Genomic DNA, 16286 nt, shown 5'->3' with positions numbered 1-16286 from the left:
GTATCTTTTTAAACGCAATTTAAAATCGGTACAGCGATTGTAAACTGTTATTCAACACGATGAACTAAGGCAATGTGCCTATCTGATTTCTGAAAGCATATCTTTCTCATATATTGGTTTATAATTGGTTAGTAAGACCTGCCCATCAGGAACTCTTCTTGTTTGCAATCGCCAACAGGAATAGTTTTAGCCAAACAAATGCTTAACTGTCAGGTTGATTTATTAATACATCTATTATAGCTATATGAAAATTAAACTGTTATTTATAAGCCTGTTAAGCGCGTCTTGGGGCGCGGTTGCGCAGCAGCCAAAGTTGCCATCACCCTATGCTACCAAATCTGTTAAAAATTATTGCGAGGTTATAGGTTGGAAAGTTAACGAAATGCCCAAAGCTCCGGCAGGTTTTAAAGTAAGCCGCTTTGCAACCGCTCTTGCTAACCCGCGCAATATGTATGTTGCGGCCAATGGAGATGTGTTTGTTGCCGAGGCTAATACCGAAGTTAAAGGCATCAAAAAAGTAGGCGCTGCTATAACAGGTGTCGATAAATCGCAAAACCTGGGTAAAAGCGCAAACCGTGTTACTTTGCTGCGCGATAGCAATGGCGACGGGGTGCCTGATCTGAAAACAGTTTTTCTGAGCGGCTTAAACCAGCCATTTGGATTACTAATACTAGGCAACTGGTTTTATGTAGCAAATACCGACGGTTTATGGCGGTTTGCTTACAAGCCAGGTCAAACAAAAGTTGCTGGCCCTGGCAAAATGATTGTGCGCCTGCCTGCCGGTGGGTACAATAACCACTGGACCCGTAACCTGCGTGCTAATGCCGCCGGCACAAAAATTTACATTGCCGTGGGTTCGGGCACTAACGTAATGGAAAAAGGAGCGCAAAATGAGGTGCGCCGAGCTAACATATTAGAGATCAATCCTGACGGTACCGGCGAACGCGTTTATGCCAGTGGCTTACGTAACCCCTGCGGTATTGACTTTGAACCAACTACTAAAGTATTGTGGACCGTAGTAAACGAGCGTGATGAATTAGGCGACGAACTAGTGCCTGATTACTTAACCGGGATTAAACAAGGCGGCTTTTATGGCTGGCCATACTCGTACTTTGGGCAGCATGTTGATGACAGGCCTAAGCCAAAACGGCCCGACCTGGTAAAGAAAGCCGTTGTGCCCGATATGGCCGTCGGGCCGCATACTGCGTCATTAGGTTTGGCATTTTATAACAGCTCAAAATTTCCGCAGAAATATAAAGGTGGCGCATTTATCGGCCAGCATGGTTCATGGAACCGGTCGGTATTGTCGGGCTACAAAGTAACTTATGTACCGTTTACCAATGGCCGTCCTAGCGGGGCTATGCAGGATTTTCTGACCGGCTTTATCGCTAACCCTGCTAAACAACAAGTACACGGCCGGCCGGTAGGCATCGCGGTAGCAAAAGATGGCGCACTACTGGTTGCAGACGATGCCAGCAACACCATTTGGCGGGTAAGCGCTATGTAACTAACGTATCTAATTTCTTACAATCAATGATAGCCCTTTACCCAAAAAAGGGGCTATTTTTGCTCACCAAAAATTAAGCCGTGTTAAAAATTATACCTGTAAGTTTATTATTAATGGGCCTTGGCTTTACAGCTAATGCCCAAACCAATGGTACAAAAGCTGATACCAATAAATTAAATACTATAACCGTAAAAGGTTACCTGTCAACCCAGCCCATGCTAAGCGTGCCTGCATCGGTGGCGATAATTACCCCCGAGCAGTTAAAAATGCAGCAGGGCAATTCATTGGTGTCGGGCATGAACATTGTGCCGGGCGTGCGGATGGAAGAGCGCTCGCCGGGCAGCTACAGGTTATCTGTAAGGGGTAGTTTATTGCGATCTCCTTTTGGCATACGCGATGTAAAAATCTATTATGACGAGCTCCCGCTGACTGACGCGGGCGGCAACACCTATTTAAATGTGATTGATTTTAACAGCGTGCAAGGCATCGAGATTTTGAAAGGCCCGGACGGTAGTTTGTTTGGCGCTAACTCGGGTGGAGTGGTTTTGCTTAACCCGGTTAACCGATTAGACAAATCTAATTACGTTACGGCTGGCTTTACCGCGGGCTCATACGGTTTGGTACAGCAAAATGCAGGCCTGCAAAACGTTAGTAAAAACAATCAGCTTAATATTAATCAGGGATACCAAACCTACCATGGCTATCGCGCTAATAGCGATATGCGCCGCAACTACTTTCAGTTGGTTGATAAGTTTACCTATGGCGGTGTTAACTCATTAAAGATATTAGGCTTTTATTCTGATCTGAAATATCAAACGCCGGGCGGGCTTACCCTGGCCCAAGTAGCCATTGATCCCAGAGCTGCGCGGCCATCAACGCCTGTGGTACCGGGCGCTATTGCGCAACATATTGGCATCAGCAATAAAATGACCTATGGTGGCGCGGTTAACGAGTGGTTTATCACGCCCAACATTCGCAACATATTTGCGGTATATGGCGCTTATGTAAATTTCACCAATCCGTTCATAACCAATTACGAGCAACGTTACGAGCGCACCTATGGCATGCGTACCTACTTTGAGTTTACCGGTAAGGAAAAACCGAATTATAAATGGAAAGCCAATGTAGGCATGGAGTTGGCCAAAACTAACACCGACGCCAACAACTATGGTAACCGTGGCGGCGTGCGCGACACAGTACAAAGCCTTGACAGGGTTAACGCCCAACAAAGCTTTATTTTTGCCCGCTGGGAAGAAACTATTTATAACCGCTTGCACGTGGAGGCCGCTGCCAGCCTGAATTTTTATGGGTACGACTTTAAAAATATCGCTCCGCGCAATCAAACAGATTTTAGCACTCGCAGCTTTACACCGCAGATAATGCCAAGGCTTGCGTTGTCATACCAGGTAACCAATAACTTTGTTTGGCGTGTATCTGCAAGCAAAGGCTACTCTACCCCTACATCTGCCGAAATACGCCCGTCAAATAACATTATCAATACAGACCTGAGCGCCCAATACGGTTGGAACTATGAAACAGGTTTCCGCCTGCGAAACAGCGACGAAACTTTTATGTTAGACGTATCTGCCTTTTATTACCGCTTAAACAACGCCATAGTGCGCAGATTAACAGCTGGTAATACCGAGTATTATGTTAATGCGGGCGATGTTAAACAACCCGGACTTGAGGTATACACAACCGGTTGGTTAATAAAACCACGCAATACAGGCTTTATCCGCGGCTTGCAGATCAGCGAGTCATTAACGATCAGCAAATTTAGCTTTGGCACGTACAGTGTGGCCAGTGCCGGTTTTGGAGGGCACGAACTTACCGGCGTACCACGCCATGTTAGCGTAACCAGCGTGCAGGTAAAGTTTCCGCAATCGCTGTATCTATACAGCCAGTTTAACTCAACGGCGCGTATACCGCTTAATGAAGCTAACTCATTTTACTCGCCACGCTACCAATTATGGCAAGCTAAAGTTGGCTGGCAGCATCTGTTTGGTAAGTCACGATTGGAGATTTTTGCCGGTGCGGATAATATCCTTAATCAATATTATAACCTTGGTGCTGATTTAGATGCCATAGGAAATCGCTTTTACAACCCCTCGCCGCTGCGTAACTACTATGCAGGCTTTAACGTAAGATTTTAGTAAGCCTGCCAAATAAAGGTTTAGCAAACTGTTTAAAGCGAGCCGTGTTAATTATTAATAATTTAACACGGCTATATGATAAATCTGCAACGTTTACTAGCACTAGCTATACTCTTTACAGTCACCATAAATGTATATGGACAGGTAGACAACACCCGTAAAACCTATAGTTTATTTAAGCCCTTGCCCAGGGCGCTCATGCGCGAGGACATGGAAACAGACCGACCGGATATTACCGAAACACCCTACACCGTTGAAGCAGGACATATACAGTATGAAGCGGATCTGGTTAATTACGAAAGGCAACGCAGTACAGAAAGCCTGAAGCAAACCTGGTTAATAAACCAGGCTAATATAAAGGTTGGCCTGTTAAAAAATACCTCCCTACAATTAGTTGTACAAACCTATGGTAAAGACATTACCAAGGACCTTGTTACAATGGATAAGCAAACCAACCAGGGCTTTGGCGATATCACTGTACGTGTTAAGCAAAATTTATATGGTAATTACAATGGTAACTTTAGCATAGCCGTTATGCCTTACATAAAGTTTCCTACCAACCGTTACGCAGACAATAAAAGCTATGAAGAGGGATTGATAGTGCCTGTATCTTTTAAACTACTGCATGATTGGAAAATAGGCCTGCAAGTAGAGGGCGACCGCCTAAAAGACGATGAAGAAGAGGGTATGCACACAGAGTTGCTGCAAACATTAGTGTTAAGCCACGTGCTTTTTAAAAAGCTAGAAGTAATGGGCGAAACCTATTACACCTACAATTTCAAGGATCACCAGATCCGGAATTTTGTGAACGCCGCACTGCAGCTTGAAATTAGCCCTGATGTTAAAGTTGATGCAGGTATCAACTATGGTTTACAGCACGAAGCAAAGAAAAACTACTTTGCCGGGATAGCTTTCAGGTATTAAAGAACCGACAAGCCCGAGTGGGCATTATTTTATTACAGGCTGAACTTAACCCAGCCTTCGCCTTCGTGGCCGAAGATGAATTGTTTGGGGTAAATGATCTCCGCCAATAATTCTACAGCATCCACGTAGGTTTCTTCGTTGCTCTTAAAAGCCTGGTCGCCGTCGACGATGTAAAAACGGTTGCTCTTAACTGCCTTTAAATCGGCAAAGCCATCTAAGTCAAACAAGCTCGCCACTGTGGATATGGTTTGCTCAATGCTGTAGCCTTGAGGTTTTAATATGATCACATCGGGATTAAGCTGCAACATCGTATCAGCATCGCCTGCTATAGATATACCGCCGGCCCTCGTAATCTGCTCAGCCAATTCATCTGTAGCAAGTTGCAATGGGTTTAAAGCTACTATGCAGGCTACCATGGGCTTTGCGTCAGTAAACTTTAGCTTATGGTTTATAATATCTATGCGTTCCTGTAGCTCTTCGGGTAAATTATTCATGGTGTATCGCCGTAAAATAGCAAGGCAAAGGTGCAGATTTTTTTGTTGCGATTGGTTTGGATACAAAAATCAAATCCATATTAAGGAATCCCATTAAACAAACTTCCGGGACGCCTGTTGTAGCAATATGACAAAGCCAGCAAACTCTACAGACAAAGCATCGCCATCAGATACCCCAACGGACAGGCCAAATGATAACGGCCACAAAAGCAAAGTGCGTCCTGAAGATAGACAATACGATGCCGACCAACCCCACGGTGGCGACATAGCTACTAAAAGAGAAAGGGAAGAGCAACCCGTTAACCCTATTAAAACGCCACCTGCCGAGGAAGGTATGGACAAAGGGCAAGTACAACCCGATTAGCTATTGACTGGCTGCAGCGTGAAAATACAAAAAGGAGGAGCAACCGGTTACCCGGTAAACCCCTCCTAAAGCAGACAGTTAATATGTTATTATTTTAGGGAAGCTTGTTATTTAAGTTTTAAGGCAATTTTACCATCTTCAATACCTTCAATGTTTTTGTCGGTAAAGATGTCTTTGCTCGTTTCTGACATTAGTTTTAACAGGTTGTCGGTCGACTCTTTGTGCGTAACGTCAATAGTTGAAGAAGTTGAGTTAAATTTCATTTTGGTTTCTGTTACGCTACCGCAAGCTTGTATGCTTTCGTTAAATTTTTTCAAGGTAGCATAATCAATTCCTGTTACTGTAACGGTAGTAATTTTCATACCGGCAGGTAAAACGGGTACAGCAGCAATTGCATTTGCAGCAGCGGTAGCTATAGCAGCGGCGGCAGCTTCAGCTTCTTTTTTCTTTTTACCACCAAATAACCCTTTTAACTGGTTAACCGCACCCACTGCTTGCTCTGCAGTACCTAAGGCGCCACCAACGCTGGTTGCAGCACCGTTAGCACCATTTGCAGTTTCGCTTACTTTTGCTGCGCCTGATACAATTTTGCCTAAAAGGCCTTGAGCCATTACTGATGAACCACTGATCATGATCATGGCTACTAGTAGGGTAAAACGTGTTTTCATAATAATTTTGCTTAGAGGATTTATAGTTTTTGTTATTTAATTACTTTGTTGATGTCGATAGCGCGGCAATATTTTCCGGCTGATTGACAAGTCAAAGTTATCCCCTAAAGCAACGGGCATCAATAATACAGATGTAGTATTTTGCGGTATATCAGCAAGTTAAGCGGCTGAGCTTGGCGTATTATGGTTGATAATAGACAGCCTGTTCAACCAGTTTGCTACTTCAGTCGAGAAACGCAGAGAAATTTTCTACGAGCAACTTACCCAGCGTATAAATTTCTCACTACGTTTCGAAATGACAGACTTTTGTATTTGGGCTTAAGCCCGCGCTATACCGGTTGAGTTAAACTGCAGATCGTACAGTTTGCGGTAGTAGCCGCCATCAATACGTAGCAGCTCCTGATGGGTTCCTATTTCTTTGATCTCGCCATGGTCAAGTACGATGATCTTGTCAGCATTTTGGATAGTCGACAAACGGTGGGCGATGACGATAGCCGTGCGACCCTGCATAAGTTTATTAATAGCGTTTTGTATCAGTACCTCTGTCTCGGTATCTACTGATGAGGTAGCCTCATCCAGCACCAAAATAGCCGGGTTATAAACCAGCGCCCGGATGAAAGAGATAAGCTGCGCCTGCCCCGCAGAAAGCGTTGCGCCGCGCTCCATGACATTATAATCATAGCCACCCGGCAGGCGTTCAATAAATTCATGCGCGCCTACATCTTTTGCTGCCGCAATGATTTGCTCGCGGGTGATCTTTTGGTTGTTAAGGCTGATGTTGTTGGCAATGGTATCGGTAAACAAAAATACATCCTGTATCACCGTAGCAATTTGCGACCGCAAATAATTTACATCAAAATCGCTAATATTCTGCCCATCAACCTCCACCTCGCCTTTACCTATCTCATAAAAACGGTTAAGGATATTTATGGTTGATGATTTGCCAGCGCCCGTAGCGCCAACCAGCGCCAGCGTTTCGCCGGGTTTAATGTGGAAGTTAATATCTTTTAAAACCCAGTTCTCATCGTTATAAGCAAACCAAACGTTTCTAAATTCAATCTCACCATTTAGGCGCTCGGGTTTTAAGGTGCCGGGGTTAGGGGCAACTTCGTCGGTGTCTAATACTTTAAAAATCCTGTCGGCACCTACCATGCCCATTTGCAGGGTGTTAAACTTATCAGCCAGTTGGCGAATAGGTCTAAACAGTAAATTCAAGAGCACCATAAACTCCACTATACGGCCTGGTGTGACGCTTCCATGAGCACTGATAGCCGACAATTGCTGATCTGATAAAATGCGTTGACAGCCATACCAAACCAGTAAACCAATACAAACGGCGAACAAGATCTCGACAACAGGGAAAAATATAGAGTAATACCAGTTAGAGCGAATGTTGGCATCGCGGTATTTAAGATTAACTGCATTAAACTTACGCATCTCCTGGGCTTCGCGTGCAAAGTTCTGTATCACACTCATGCCCGAAATATGCTCGGCCAAAAAGGTATTTAGCTGGGCCACCTGCGTACGTACCTCCTGAAAAGACGATTTAATGGCTTCTTTAAATACATACGTTGATGCAAACAAAAACGGCATAGGTATCAGGGTGATCATGGCCAGTTTCCAGTCCTGGATGATCATATAGGTAATGATAGCCACCACCAGCAGCAAGTCGCCTATGATGGAGATCAAACCTTCAGAGAAGATGTCAGCAATAGTTTCCAGATCACTTACGGTCCGCGTAATCAACATCCCAATAGGTGTCCGGTCAAAATATTTGAGCCGCAGGCTGGTAATATGATTAAATACGTCAACCCGCAGATCACGAATAACCGATTGCCCTAAGGTATTAGTCAGAAAGGTTTGGTAATACTGCGCTACCGTTTGAACAACCAACAACACTATCATGGCCTCTACCATAAATAGCAAGCCGTTGTAGTCGTTCTGCATAATATATTCGTCCAGCGTTTTTTGAATTAGTATAGGCTGCACAAGTGCGCTCCCTGCCAGAGAGACTGTCAAAACCGCCGAAAGGATAAAAGTACCCTTGTAAGGCCCGACATAGTGTATTATACGCTTTAGCAAACGCCAATCGAAAGCTTTACCTGTAACGGTCCCTCCGCCCCCTAAAGTGGGCGCTTTTAAAGCAGCTATTTTGGTGTCAGTATTTTTGGTATCGCTCACGCTACAAAGGTAATTTTATTGGTTGAAATAAATAGATTCTCCGCTATCGATCCTTTTTGGGGATTAGAGGGTAAAAGGGTACTTCACCTCCGTCAAATACAAACCACAAGCAGGTACTGATGTGCCGGCATTGCTGCGGTTCTTACTTTCAATAATTTCGCGGACGCCCTCTGGCGGGATCTCTTTTTTGCCTACCATCATCATGGTACCAACAATGGCGCGCACCATGTTTCTTAAAAATCTATCGGCAGAAATATTAAATTGTATTCCATTGCTGTTTCCTTCCCATCCGGCGTTATAAATCTTACAATTATTAGTAAAAACCTGCGTGTTTGATTTACTAAAACTACTAAAATCTGTGTACTCCATAATAATAGCGGCGGCTTGGTTCATCAGCTCCAGGTCGGGCACGTCGCGCAGCAACCACGAGTAACCGTTTCTAAACGGGTCCTTTTTAAAATGAATATGATATTGGTAACTGCGTAAAGTAGCGTCAAACCTGGCATGAGTCCCGGCATCAACTTCAAAAATGTTCTTTATGGCGATATCACGAGGTAAAATAGAGTTCAGCCCACGAATAATATTGTCCATGGCCGACTGGCTTTCGATTAAATGATCACAATCAAAGTGGGCGAAAAACTCAGTAGCATGCACGCCGGTGTCCGTACGGCCGCAACCTAAAGTTTCAATAAGCTGGCGTAAAACTGTACTAAGCGCTTTATCCAGAACTTGTTGAACAGCCGTAGCATTAGGCTGGGTTTGCCAGCCGTGATAGTTCTTACCATCGTAAGAAAGCTCTATAAAATAGCGGTACTTTGCCATCAGGCAAAAATAGTAATTAGTTGGTTAGCGATTGGGAATTAAGTTTGGCTAAGCTAGGATATGATAATCAATTAATTAATATACTCGTTATAAATGGCTTCAAATAAAAGTCGATTCTCAACAGCAAGGTCAAAGGGTTGGTCTAAAAAGCTATTATTGTACCCTATGGCCTTAGCCAGGTTTTTAAGCACCTTAAAGTAGGTTATCTCAATGCCTTCAATAATTTGCACGTAAAACAAAACAAAGGCATCGCGCTCCAACGGCGTCTTTACCGATTTAATAACAGAAAGGTACGCTTCTAAAGTCATACCCTTAATACCCAATACACTTACATTAGAGGGTGTGCTATGTATGGACACATAAATAGCGTCCATTTGCTCAATTTGTTTTTGGGTATCGCTTTTAAGTTCTTCTATTGCAAGCTTTAACTGATTTAACGAAGCCATTTCTTTTATCTCCTCAAAAAAATCAAGCAGGTGGTGCTTACCCAAATATATGCTGTTCAAATGTTCAAGAAACATTCGTTTTAAATGATTGTCTTCAAACTTAACCTCTTTGGGTGTGAGCGAAGCATCAGGGGTTTGTGCCATGTTGTTTTAACAATTAAGGAGGCCAAATTTACAAGTTTATTTACACTTTCAATAATGTCAGCCCGTATGATAGTTTTATCAATACTCGCTATTATATTTGTTGCATAAATATAATCAAAATGCTACAACGTATACAAAGCATATATCTTTTTGCTGCAGGGCTCGTAATAGCCGCGCTGTTTGTTTTTCCGCTTATCAACAATGCTTATGTTGATGGCAAAGCCCTAACCATTATGGTTACCGGTGTTTATCAGGATATTAATGGACAGCGCGTTCACACAGAGATTTTTACCGTGCTAACCTTAGCCACTGCATTTGTAGCACTGTTGCCGCTAATAGTGATCTTTATGTATAAAGATCGGAAAACACAGATCAACCTTTGCTACCTTTTAATGGTGCTAAATATTGGTTATAGCTATTGGGCGGCGCAAACCGTTAAAGATGTCTTGGGTGGCGCTTATTTAAATATGAGCAACTATGGTGTTGGTATTATCCTGCTATCTGTAAGTTTGTTGCTGATAGTTATTGCGCAAAAGTCTATCCAAAAAGACGAAAAACTAGTACGCTCTGCCGACAGGTTGAGATAACTAGCCATCTCCATTAGTATTATGACAAAAGAAACAAGGGTTAAAGTAATTTGGTTTTGCCTTGCCTGCCTCGCATTTATTGGTCTTGACCGTGTTACCAAGCAATGGGCTAAAGACCACCTGATGTTTAGAGAACCCAAAGTTTATTGGAATAATTTTTTTCGCTTCGAATATGTTGAAAACACAGGGGCTGCTCTAAGCCTTGGCGATAGCCTGCCGCAGCCCTGGAGCTTTTGGCTGCTGAGCATAATTCCCCTCGCTGTAATGATAGCTTTGTTTGTTTATGTGATGAGAGAGATTGGCAACTTTACCAATTTTAAGCTCTTCTGTTTTTCCATGATCATAGCCGGCGGACTCGGCAATATTATTGACCGCATTATTTACGACCGCCGGGTTACCGATTTTATGAACATAGGCGTCGGGGATATCCGAACCGGTATATTTAACGTAGCCGATGTGTGGATAACATCAGGGGTTATTGGGTTGTTTATTATTTATAATAGTAAGAACAAGGGGTTGTTGAAACCAGATAAGAACTAACCGATTAAAGCCAATTACCGCCATTTTTCAACTATCAATCTGCTCAAACGCTGTGTAACTAATCTAAAACATGGCGTATCTGTTGCGATTTCCGATAATTAACCTTACCTTTGCGCCCGATTTGGCGATGTAGCCAGATACGTTATTTTAAATCATGAACCCATTTATTAATCTGGGAATCCGTGAAGATATTGTTAATGCCATCTCTGAGTTAGGGTTTGAAAACCCTACGCCAATCCAGGAACAGTCAATCCCGGTATTGTTAACAGGCAGCAACGATTTTGTCGGATTAGCCCAAACCGGGACCGGTAAGACTGCTGCCTTTGGCCTACCATTATTAGAACTGTTGGATTTCGAAGAAAATCATCCACAGGCGCTTATTTTATGCCCAACACGCGAACTTTGTTTGCAAATTACTAACGACATTAAAAATTACTCCAAAAAAATGGACAACGTAAACGTTGTTGCCGTTTATGGTGGAGCTAGTATTTCTGACCAATTACGCCAGATCCGTCGCGGCGTTCAAATCGTCGTTGCCACACCTGGCCGTATGCTTGATATTATCAACCGTAAGGCAATTGATTTCACAAAGGTGCAATTTGTAGTATTGGATGAAGCTGATGAAATGCTCAACATGGGCTTTCAGGAAGATATTGACAGTATTTTGTCTACCACGCCAGACACCAAGAAAACATGGCTGTTTTCTGCAACTATGCCGGCCGAAGTACGCCGCATAGCTAAAAAGTACATGAATGAGCCGTTTGAGCTTACCATGGGTACTAAAAACACCGGCAACGCCAACATCGAGCATGAGTACTATGTAATACGTGCCCGTGACAAGTATGCCGCGTTTAAACGTATTGTTGATTTTAACCCTGACATTTTTGGTATCGTATTTTGCCGTACTAAAATTGAAACTCAGGACATTGCCGAAGCGTTAATGAAGGACGGTTATAATGCCGACTCGTTGCACGGTGATTTATCTCAGCAACAACGTGATAAAGTGATGAAACGCTACCGCGAGCGTAACCTGCAGCTATTAATTGCTACAGACGTTGCTGCACGTGGTATTGATGTTAACGACGTAACACACGTAATTAACTACTCTTTACCAGACGAGGTTGAAAATTATACCCACCGTAGCGGTCGTACTGCCCGTGCCGGCAAAACAGGTGTATCTATCGCTATTGTTAATGCAAAAGAGCTAGGTAAGATTCGTCAGATTGAGCGTGTTATAGGTAAAAAATTCGTTAAAACTGATATCCCAACCGGCTTTGACGTTTGCGAGAAACAATTATTCTCTATCGTTCACACTATCCACAAAGTAGAAGTTAACGAGCAGCAAATTGAACAATATCTTCCGCGTATTATGGAAGAGTTTAAAGACGTTTCTAAAGAAGACTTTATTAAACGTTTTGCATCTATCGAGTTTAACCGCTTTTTAGATTATTATAAAAACGCAGCTGATTTAAATGCCCCTGTTGAAGAAGGCAGATTTGATCGTGAGCGTGGTGAAAGAGGTGAGCGCGGAGAACGTAGCGAACGCGCTCCACGTGGCGAAAGCGGACCATCAGAATATACCCGTTTGTTTATCAACTTAGGCTCGGTAGACGAGTTTAACCGTGGCGACTTGTTGGGCTATATCTGTACAAATGCTAAAATTAGCGGCCGTACCGTAGGTAAGATTGACGTTAAAGGTGTGTATTCCTTCTTTGAAGTCCCAAATGCTGACAGTGAAGCTGTAATAAATAACTTTAAAGGCGTTGAATTTAAAGGCCGCGAAGTACGTATAGAAGTATCTGGCGAAGGCACAAGCACTACCCGTAGTGGTGGTGGCGACCGTCGTGAAGGTGGTTACCGTGGTGGTAGCGATCGTCGCGAAGGCGGAGGTGGATATCGTGGTGGTGGTGACCGTGGCGGAGATCGTCGTGATGGCGGCAACCGCAGTGCCGGTGGCGACCGTCGTGATGGTGGTTACCGTGGTAACCCAAGCGCTAATGCTGGTTTCCGTGATTTTTCAGGCAAAGCCCGCGAAGATCGTAGCGACCGTAAACGCAGATCTTAAGTTTTAAGGATCAGCAATTAAAGAATAAAGATTGGTTGGTTTAATCCCCAATCTTTATTCTTTACAAGATAGTTTTAGTTTAGTTTTAGTTTCAAAGCCTCTTCGATCCCTTCGTAGGGGCTTTTTGTATTATACTAATTACAGATTAAAGATTGCTGATACCTCACCTATCCTTCTTCTCTTCTCTATCAACTAATCTCTAATCTGTAACCTTTATTGCTAAGTTACGCCATACCCGCCAACAGCACTGCCGTAACTATGTGGATGGCTATTAAAGCATAAGTTTTCATGGCGATATTAATTGACTACTATTTAATTTACGGTTTAGTAGTACGCATTTGTACTTTTGTAATAAACTGGCGATGTCCTTTTTTATCTACATAAAAGTACCTGTTATACTCATCTATGTAAACCAGTTCGCCTGTTTGTGCCCAATGGCCATTGTAGCGTTTGTCAGTAACCGCGGCTGCACCTTTTGATGCTAACTGGGATGTTTTTTTACCTACGGCCTTAGCTCCTTTAGCGGTAGTTTTACCAACATCTTTAGCCGCAGTAGCTGTAGCGTTACCTACGTCTTTACCTGCTTCGGTAATTTGTTTCCCAACCGGCTTGTTTTCTTGCGCCCAGGCCGGGCCTTGCATGGCAGCTAACATACCGCCTGTAACTAATGCTATTTTTAATATGTTTTTCATGGTAGTAGTATTTACAGATACTATTACAATTTTGCTGCCAAAGCTGTCGGGAAAAAGAAAAGCTGTAAAAGAATGGCGACTTAAAGTTAGCCGCTAAAACCATAATAACACAAAATGAACAACTTATACAATAAGCAAATCAATTATTTTACTATCTAATTATCACAACTAATTCAACTGCTCAGCCAACTTCTTCATCTCATAAGCCGGCGACTTTTTTTGATAAAGGATGGCATACACCGCATCGGCAATTGGCATGTTTACATTGTATTGCTTGTTAACTTCGTGTAGGCAGTTTATGGCGTAATAACCCTCCGCCACCATATTCATCTCTAACTGGGCAGAGCGTACGGTGTAGCCTTTGCCTATCATATTACCAAAGGTACGGTTACGACTAAATTGAGAGTAGGCAGTAACCAACAAGTCGCCAAGGTAGGCCGACTCTTTAATATCGCGTGTAATGGGATGTATGGCATCTACAAAGCGCATCAGTTCGCGTATAGCATTTGATATCAGCACCGCCTGAAAGTTATCGCCATAGCCAACACCATGGCAAATGCCACCGGCAATGGCGTAGATATTCTTTAATACCGCGGCATATTCAGTGCCGAATATATCATCAGATACAATGGTTTTAATATACCGCGTGTTTAGCATCGCGGCAAATTCAGCCGCAAGTTCGGGGTCGCCGGATGCTATGGTTAGGTAAGATAATTTTTCAAGCGCCACTTCTTCGGCATGGCAGGGACCGCTGATCACTACAATATCATCAAAGGATATATTGTACTTAGTATTCAAAAATTCGCCCACTATCAGGTTCTCATCAGGCACAATTCCTTTAATAGCCGATACTACCTTTTTCCCTACAAAATCTTCTGGCGTGATGTCATGCAAAGCCTCTTTCAGGAAAGCCGCAGGTACATTCAATAAAATAACATTGGCTTTAGCGATCAGGGATTTAAGGTCTGTCGAAATATTTTCGGCAGGCACATTAATCTCAACCGAACTCAGGTAATTAGGGTTGTGTTTAAACTGCTTCACATGCGCTGCAGCTTGCTCATTACGCATCCACCAAAAAACCTCTTTTTCGGTGGTGTTATCGGTCAATATTTTAACATTGGCCGTAGCCCAGCTACCCCCACCTACAACTAATACCTTGTTATTTTTTTGCTGCATTAACGCAAAGTTAACAATAATGGTTAGATGTGCAGATATGCAAATGGGCGGATATCAGGTAATGAACGGGAGGAGCGGGAAAGTATGCAAAAAGGCTAATCTTACGATTAGCCTCAATTATTAAATCATGTGCATGTCCGCACATTTTTAACTTTAATCCCATTAATTCTTTTTCTCTTTATCGCCAGCAAATAGCTTGGCCTTGTCAACCTTAGTAACCTCGTCTTTATCCTTCAAGGTTTTAGATATGGCCGGGTAAGGTGCAGACACTACTTCCTGGCCCGCTTTGATGCCGGATAGTACCTGTATGTACATATCGTCTTGTATGCCGGTGGTTACTTCTACTTGCTTTACTTTCTCGTTTTCGTAAACAAACACGTACTCTTTAGTTAGCGCGTTGGCAATCTTAGCTACTTTTGCATCTTTCTTAGGGCCTTCTTCGTCATTCTTTTTATCCTCGCGGGTAGTTACCGATTGAATTGGTACAGAAAGCGCTTTGGTGTGGTTAGTATTGATCTCCACCGTAGCTGTTAACCCCGGACGAAACGGAGAAGGGTTAGCCGATGACTTAGCCAGCAGGTTGGCGTACGATGCCGCATCTATCCTTACCTTAACGGTAAAGTTGGTAACCTGATCGGCATTGGTGCCTACAACGTTAGCCGAGCTACCAATCTCTGTAACTACGCCGGTAAATTTCTTACCGAAGAAGGCGTCGATCTCAATTTTCGACTGGTCGCCGAGAGTGATGCGATTGATATCATTCTCGTTTACGTCAACATTGACATCCATTTGGCTCAAGTCTGATATGGTCATGATCTCGGTACCGGCAAATTGGTTGGTACCCAAAACACGTTCGCCTTTTTCAATAGCCAATTTTGATATTACACCATCAACCGGTGAGTAGATTGTAGTTTTGTACAAATTATCCTGCGCCTCTTTAACCGTAGCTTGCGATTGCGCCAAACCGTAGCGCGATCCTATCACGTTTTGCTTTGAAGCTTCTAGCGAGGCTTTAGCACCCTCATAACTGGCTTTGGCATTATCAAATTCGGCCGCTGTTAACACTTTATTATCAAAAAGCTCCTTACTCCGTTTATAATTTGACGCCTGGTTGTTAAAGGTAGCTTCGGCTTGTTTTAACATCTGACCCGAGTTGCCGACGCTTGCTTTTTGCGAGTTGTATGACGCAACAGCACGGTCATAACCTGATTTTAAAATATCCGGGCGGATCTTACACAAAAGCTGACCTTTTTTTACCACGTCGCCTTCTTTTACAGGTAGTTCAACCACTTCTCCGGATACTTCCGGACTGATTTTTACCTCAATGTGTGGCTTAATTTTGCCGCTGGCAGATACCGTTTCGTTGATCTCGCGAATGGCAGCTTTTTCGGTAGCCACCTCTGTCTTTTTTGATTTACCGATGATGCCGGTGGCCTTGCCAATAATGAGCAACACCACAAGCGCGCCAAGTATAATTAAAGTATATTTTGTAGTCTTTCCCATGATATGTGGAGGATTTATTC

Annotated in this window: 15 protein-coding genes; 7 read left to right on the top strand and 8 right to left on the bottom strand. The window is 43.3% G+C overall.

The features are described from left to right. Positions 1-244: 244 nt before the first annotated feature. From ACFSYC_RS13085 to ACFSYC_RS13075, 3 genes are all read left to right on the top strand, one after another. Positions 245-1507 carry a PQQ-dependent sugar dehydrogenase gene (locus ACFSYC_RS13085; RefSeq protein WP_377128297.1) on the top strand — a complete coding sequence of 421 codons (1263 nt, stop codon included), beginning with the start codon at positions 245-247 and terminating at the stop codon, positions 1505-1507. An 80-nt stretch (positions 1508-1587) separates the two neighbouring features. Next, positions 1588-3660 carry a TonB-dependent receptor gene (locus tag ACFSYC_RS13080; protein ID WP_377128294.1) on the top strand — a complete coding sequence of 691 codons (2073 nt, stop codon included), beginning with the start codon at positions 1588-1590 and terminating at the stop codon, positions 3658-3660. A gap of 75 nt (positions 3661-3735) precedes the next feature. Beyond that, positions 3736-4584 carry a transporter gene (locus ACFSYC_RS13075; RefSeq protein WP_377128291.1) on the top strand — a complete coding sequence of 283 codons (849 nt, stop codon included), beginning with the start codon at positions 3736-3738 and terminating at the stop codon, positions 4582-4584. 32 nt (positions 4585-4616) lie between these two features. On the opposite strand, the gene ACFSYC_RS13070 is transcribed toward ACFSYC_RS13075, so the two are convergent. Continuing rightward, positions 4617-5078 carry an ABC transporter substrate-binding protein gene (locus ACFSYC_RS13070; RefSeq protein ID WP_377128289.1) on the bottom strand — a complete coding sequence of 154 codons (462 nt, stop codon included), beginning with the start codon at positions 5076-5078 and terminating at the stop codon, positions 4617-4619. A gap of 127 nt (positions 5079-5205) precedes the next feature. Between ACFSYC_RS13070 and ACFSYC_RS13065 the strand changes: the two genes are divergently transcribed. Continuing rightward, the gene (locus ACFSYC_RS13065) at positions 5206-5442 is read left to right on the top strand and encodes a hypothetical protein (RefSeq protein WP_377128286.1); all 237 of its coding nucleotides are present in this window, start codon (positions 5206-5208) and stop codon (positions 5440-5442) included. Positions 5443-5549: 107 nt separating this feature from the next. On the opposite strand, the gene ACFSYC_RS13060 is transcribed toward ACFSYC_RS13065, so the two are convergent. The 4 genes from ACFSYC_RS13060 to ACFSYC_RS13045 form a co-directional block, all read right to left on the bottom strand. Further along, positions 5550-6110 (bottom strand): hypothetical protein, encoded by a 561-nt coding sequence (locus tag ACFSYC_RS13060; RefSeq protein WP_377128283.1) that lies wholly within the window; start codon positions 6108-6110, stop codon positions 5550-5552. Positions 6111-6428: 318 nt separating this feature from the next. Next, positions 6429-8261 (bottom strand): ABC transporter ATP-binding protein, encoded by a 1833-nt coding sequence (locus ACFSYC_RS13055; protein ID WP_377128348.1) that lies wholly within the window; start codon positions 8259-8261, stop codon positions 6429-6431. 93 nt (positions 8262-8354) lie between these two features. Beyond that, positions 8355-9113: a tRNA pseudouridine(38-40) synthase TruA gene (gene truA / locus ACFSYC_RS13050; RefSeq protein WP_377128280.1), complete on the bottom strand. Its 759-nt coding sequence runs from the start codon at positions 9111-9113 to the stop codon at positions 8355-8357. Between the two features lie 71 nt (positions 9114-9184). Beyond that, the gene (locus ACFSYC_RS13045; RefSeq protein ID WP_377128277.1) at positions 9185-9703 is read right to left on the bottom strand and encodes a DUF892 family protein; all 519 of its coding nucleotides are present in this window, start codon (positions 9701-9703) and stop codon (positions 9185-9187) included. A gap of 119 nt (positions 9704-9822) precedes the next feature. Here ACFSYC_RS13045 and ACFSYC_RS13040 point away from each other — a divergent pair, with 119 nt between their 5' ends. The 3 genes from ACFSYC_RS13040 (at position 9823) to ACFSYC_RS13030 (ending at position 12895) form a co-directional block, all read left to right on the top strand. Beyond that, positions 9823-10290, top strand: coding sequence for a DUF4293 domain-containing protein (locus tag ACFSYC_RS13040; protein WP_377128274.1), 468 nt, complete (start codon positions 9823-9825; stop codon positions 10288-10290). 21 nt (positions 10291-10311) lie between these two features. Continuing rightward, complete coding sequence (gene lspA / locus ACFSYC_RS13035; RefSeq protein ID WP_377128271.1) at positions 10312-10830, top strand: signal peptidase II; 519 nt, start codon at positions 10312-10314, stop codon at positions 10828-10830. Between the two features lie 154 nt (positions 10831-10984). Then, positions 10985-12895, top strand: a complete 1911-nt coding sequence (locus tag ACFSYC_RS13030; protein ID WP_377128268.1) for a DEAD/DEAH box helicase — start codon at positions 10985-10987, stop codon at positions 12893-12895. Between the two features lie 317 nt (positions 12896-13212). Here ACFSYC_RS13030 and ACFSYC_RS13025 read toward each other — a convergent pair whose 3' ends face one another. From ACFSYC_RS13025 to ACFSYC_RS13015, 3 genes are all read right to left on the bottom strand, one after another. Beyond that, positions 13213-13587 carry a hypothetical protein gene (locus ACFSYC_RS13025; protein WP_377128266.1) on the bottom strand — a complete coding sequence of 125 codons (375 nt, stop codon included), beginning with the start codon at positions 13585-13587 and terminating at the stop codon, positions 13213-13215. Between the two features lie 168 nt (positions 13588-13755). Then, the gene (locus ACFSYC_RS13020; RefSeq protein ID WP_377128263.1) at positions 13756-14763 is read right to left on the bottom strand and encodes an NAD(P)H-dependent glycerol-3-phosphate dehydrogenase; all 1008 of its coding nucleotides are present in this window, start codon (positions 14761-14763) and stop codon (positions 13756-13758) included. Positions 14764-14925: 162 nt separating this feature from the next. Beyond that, positions 14926-16266 carry an efflux RND transporter periplasmic adaptor subunit gene (locus ACFSYC_RS13015; protein ID WP_377128260.1) on the bottom strand — a complete coding sequence of 447 codons (1341 nt, stop codon included), beginning with the start codon at positions 16264-16266 and terminating at the stop codon, positions 14926-14928. Positions 16267-16286 lie beyond the last annotated feature (20 nt).

Source organism: Mucilaginibacter antarcticus (genome assembly GCF_042686155.1).
Classification (GTDB): Bacteria; Bacteroidota; Bacteroidia; order Sphingobacteriales; family Sphingobacteriaceae; genus Mucilaginibacter; species Mucilaginibacter antarcticus.
This window is presented reverse-complemented; position numbering and strand designations above follow the sequence as displayed.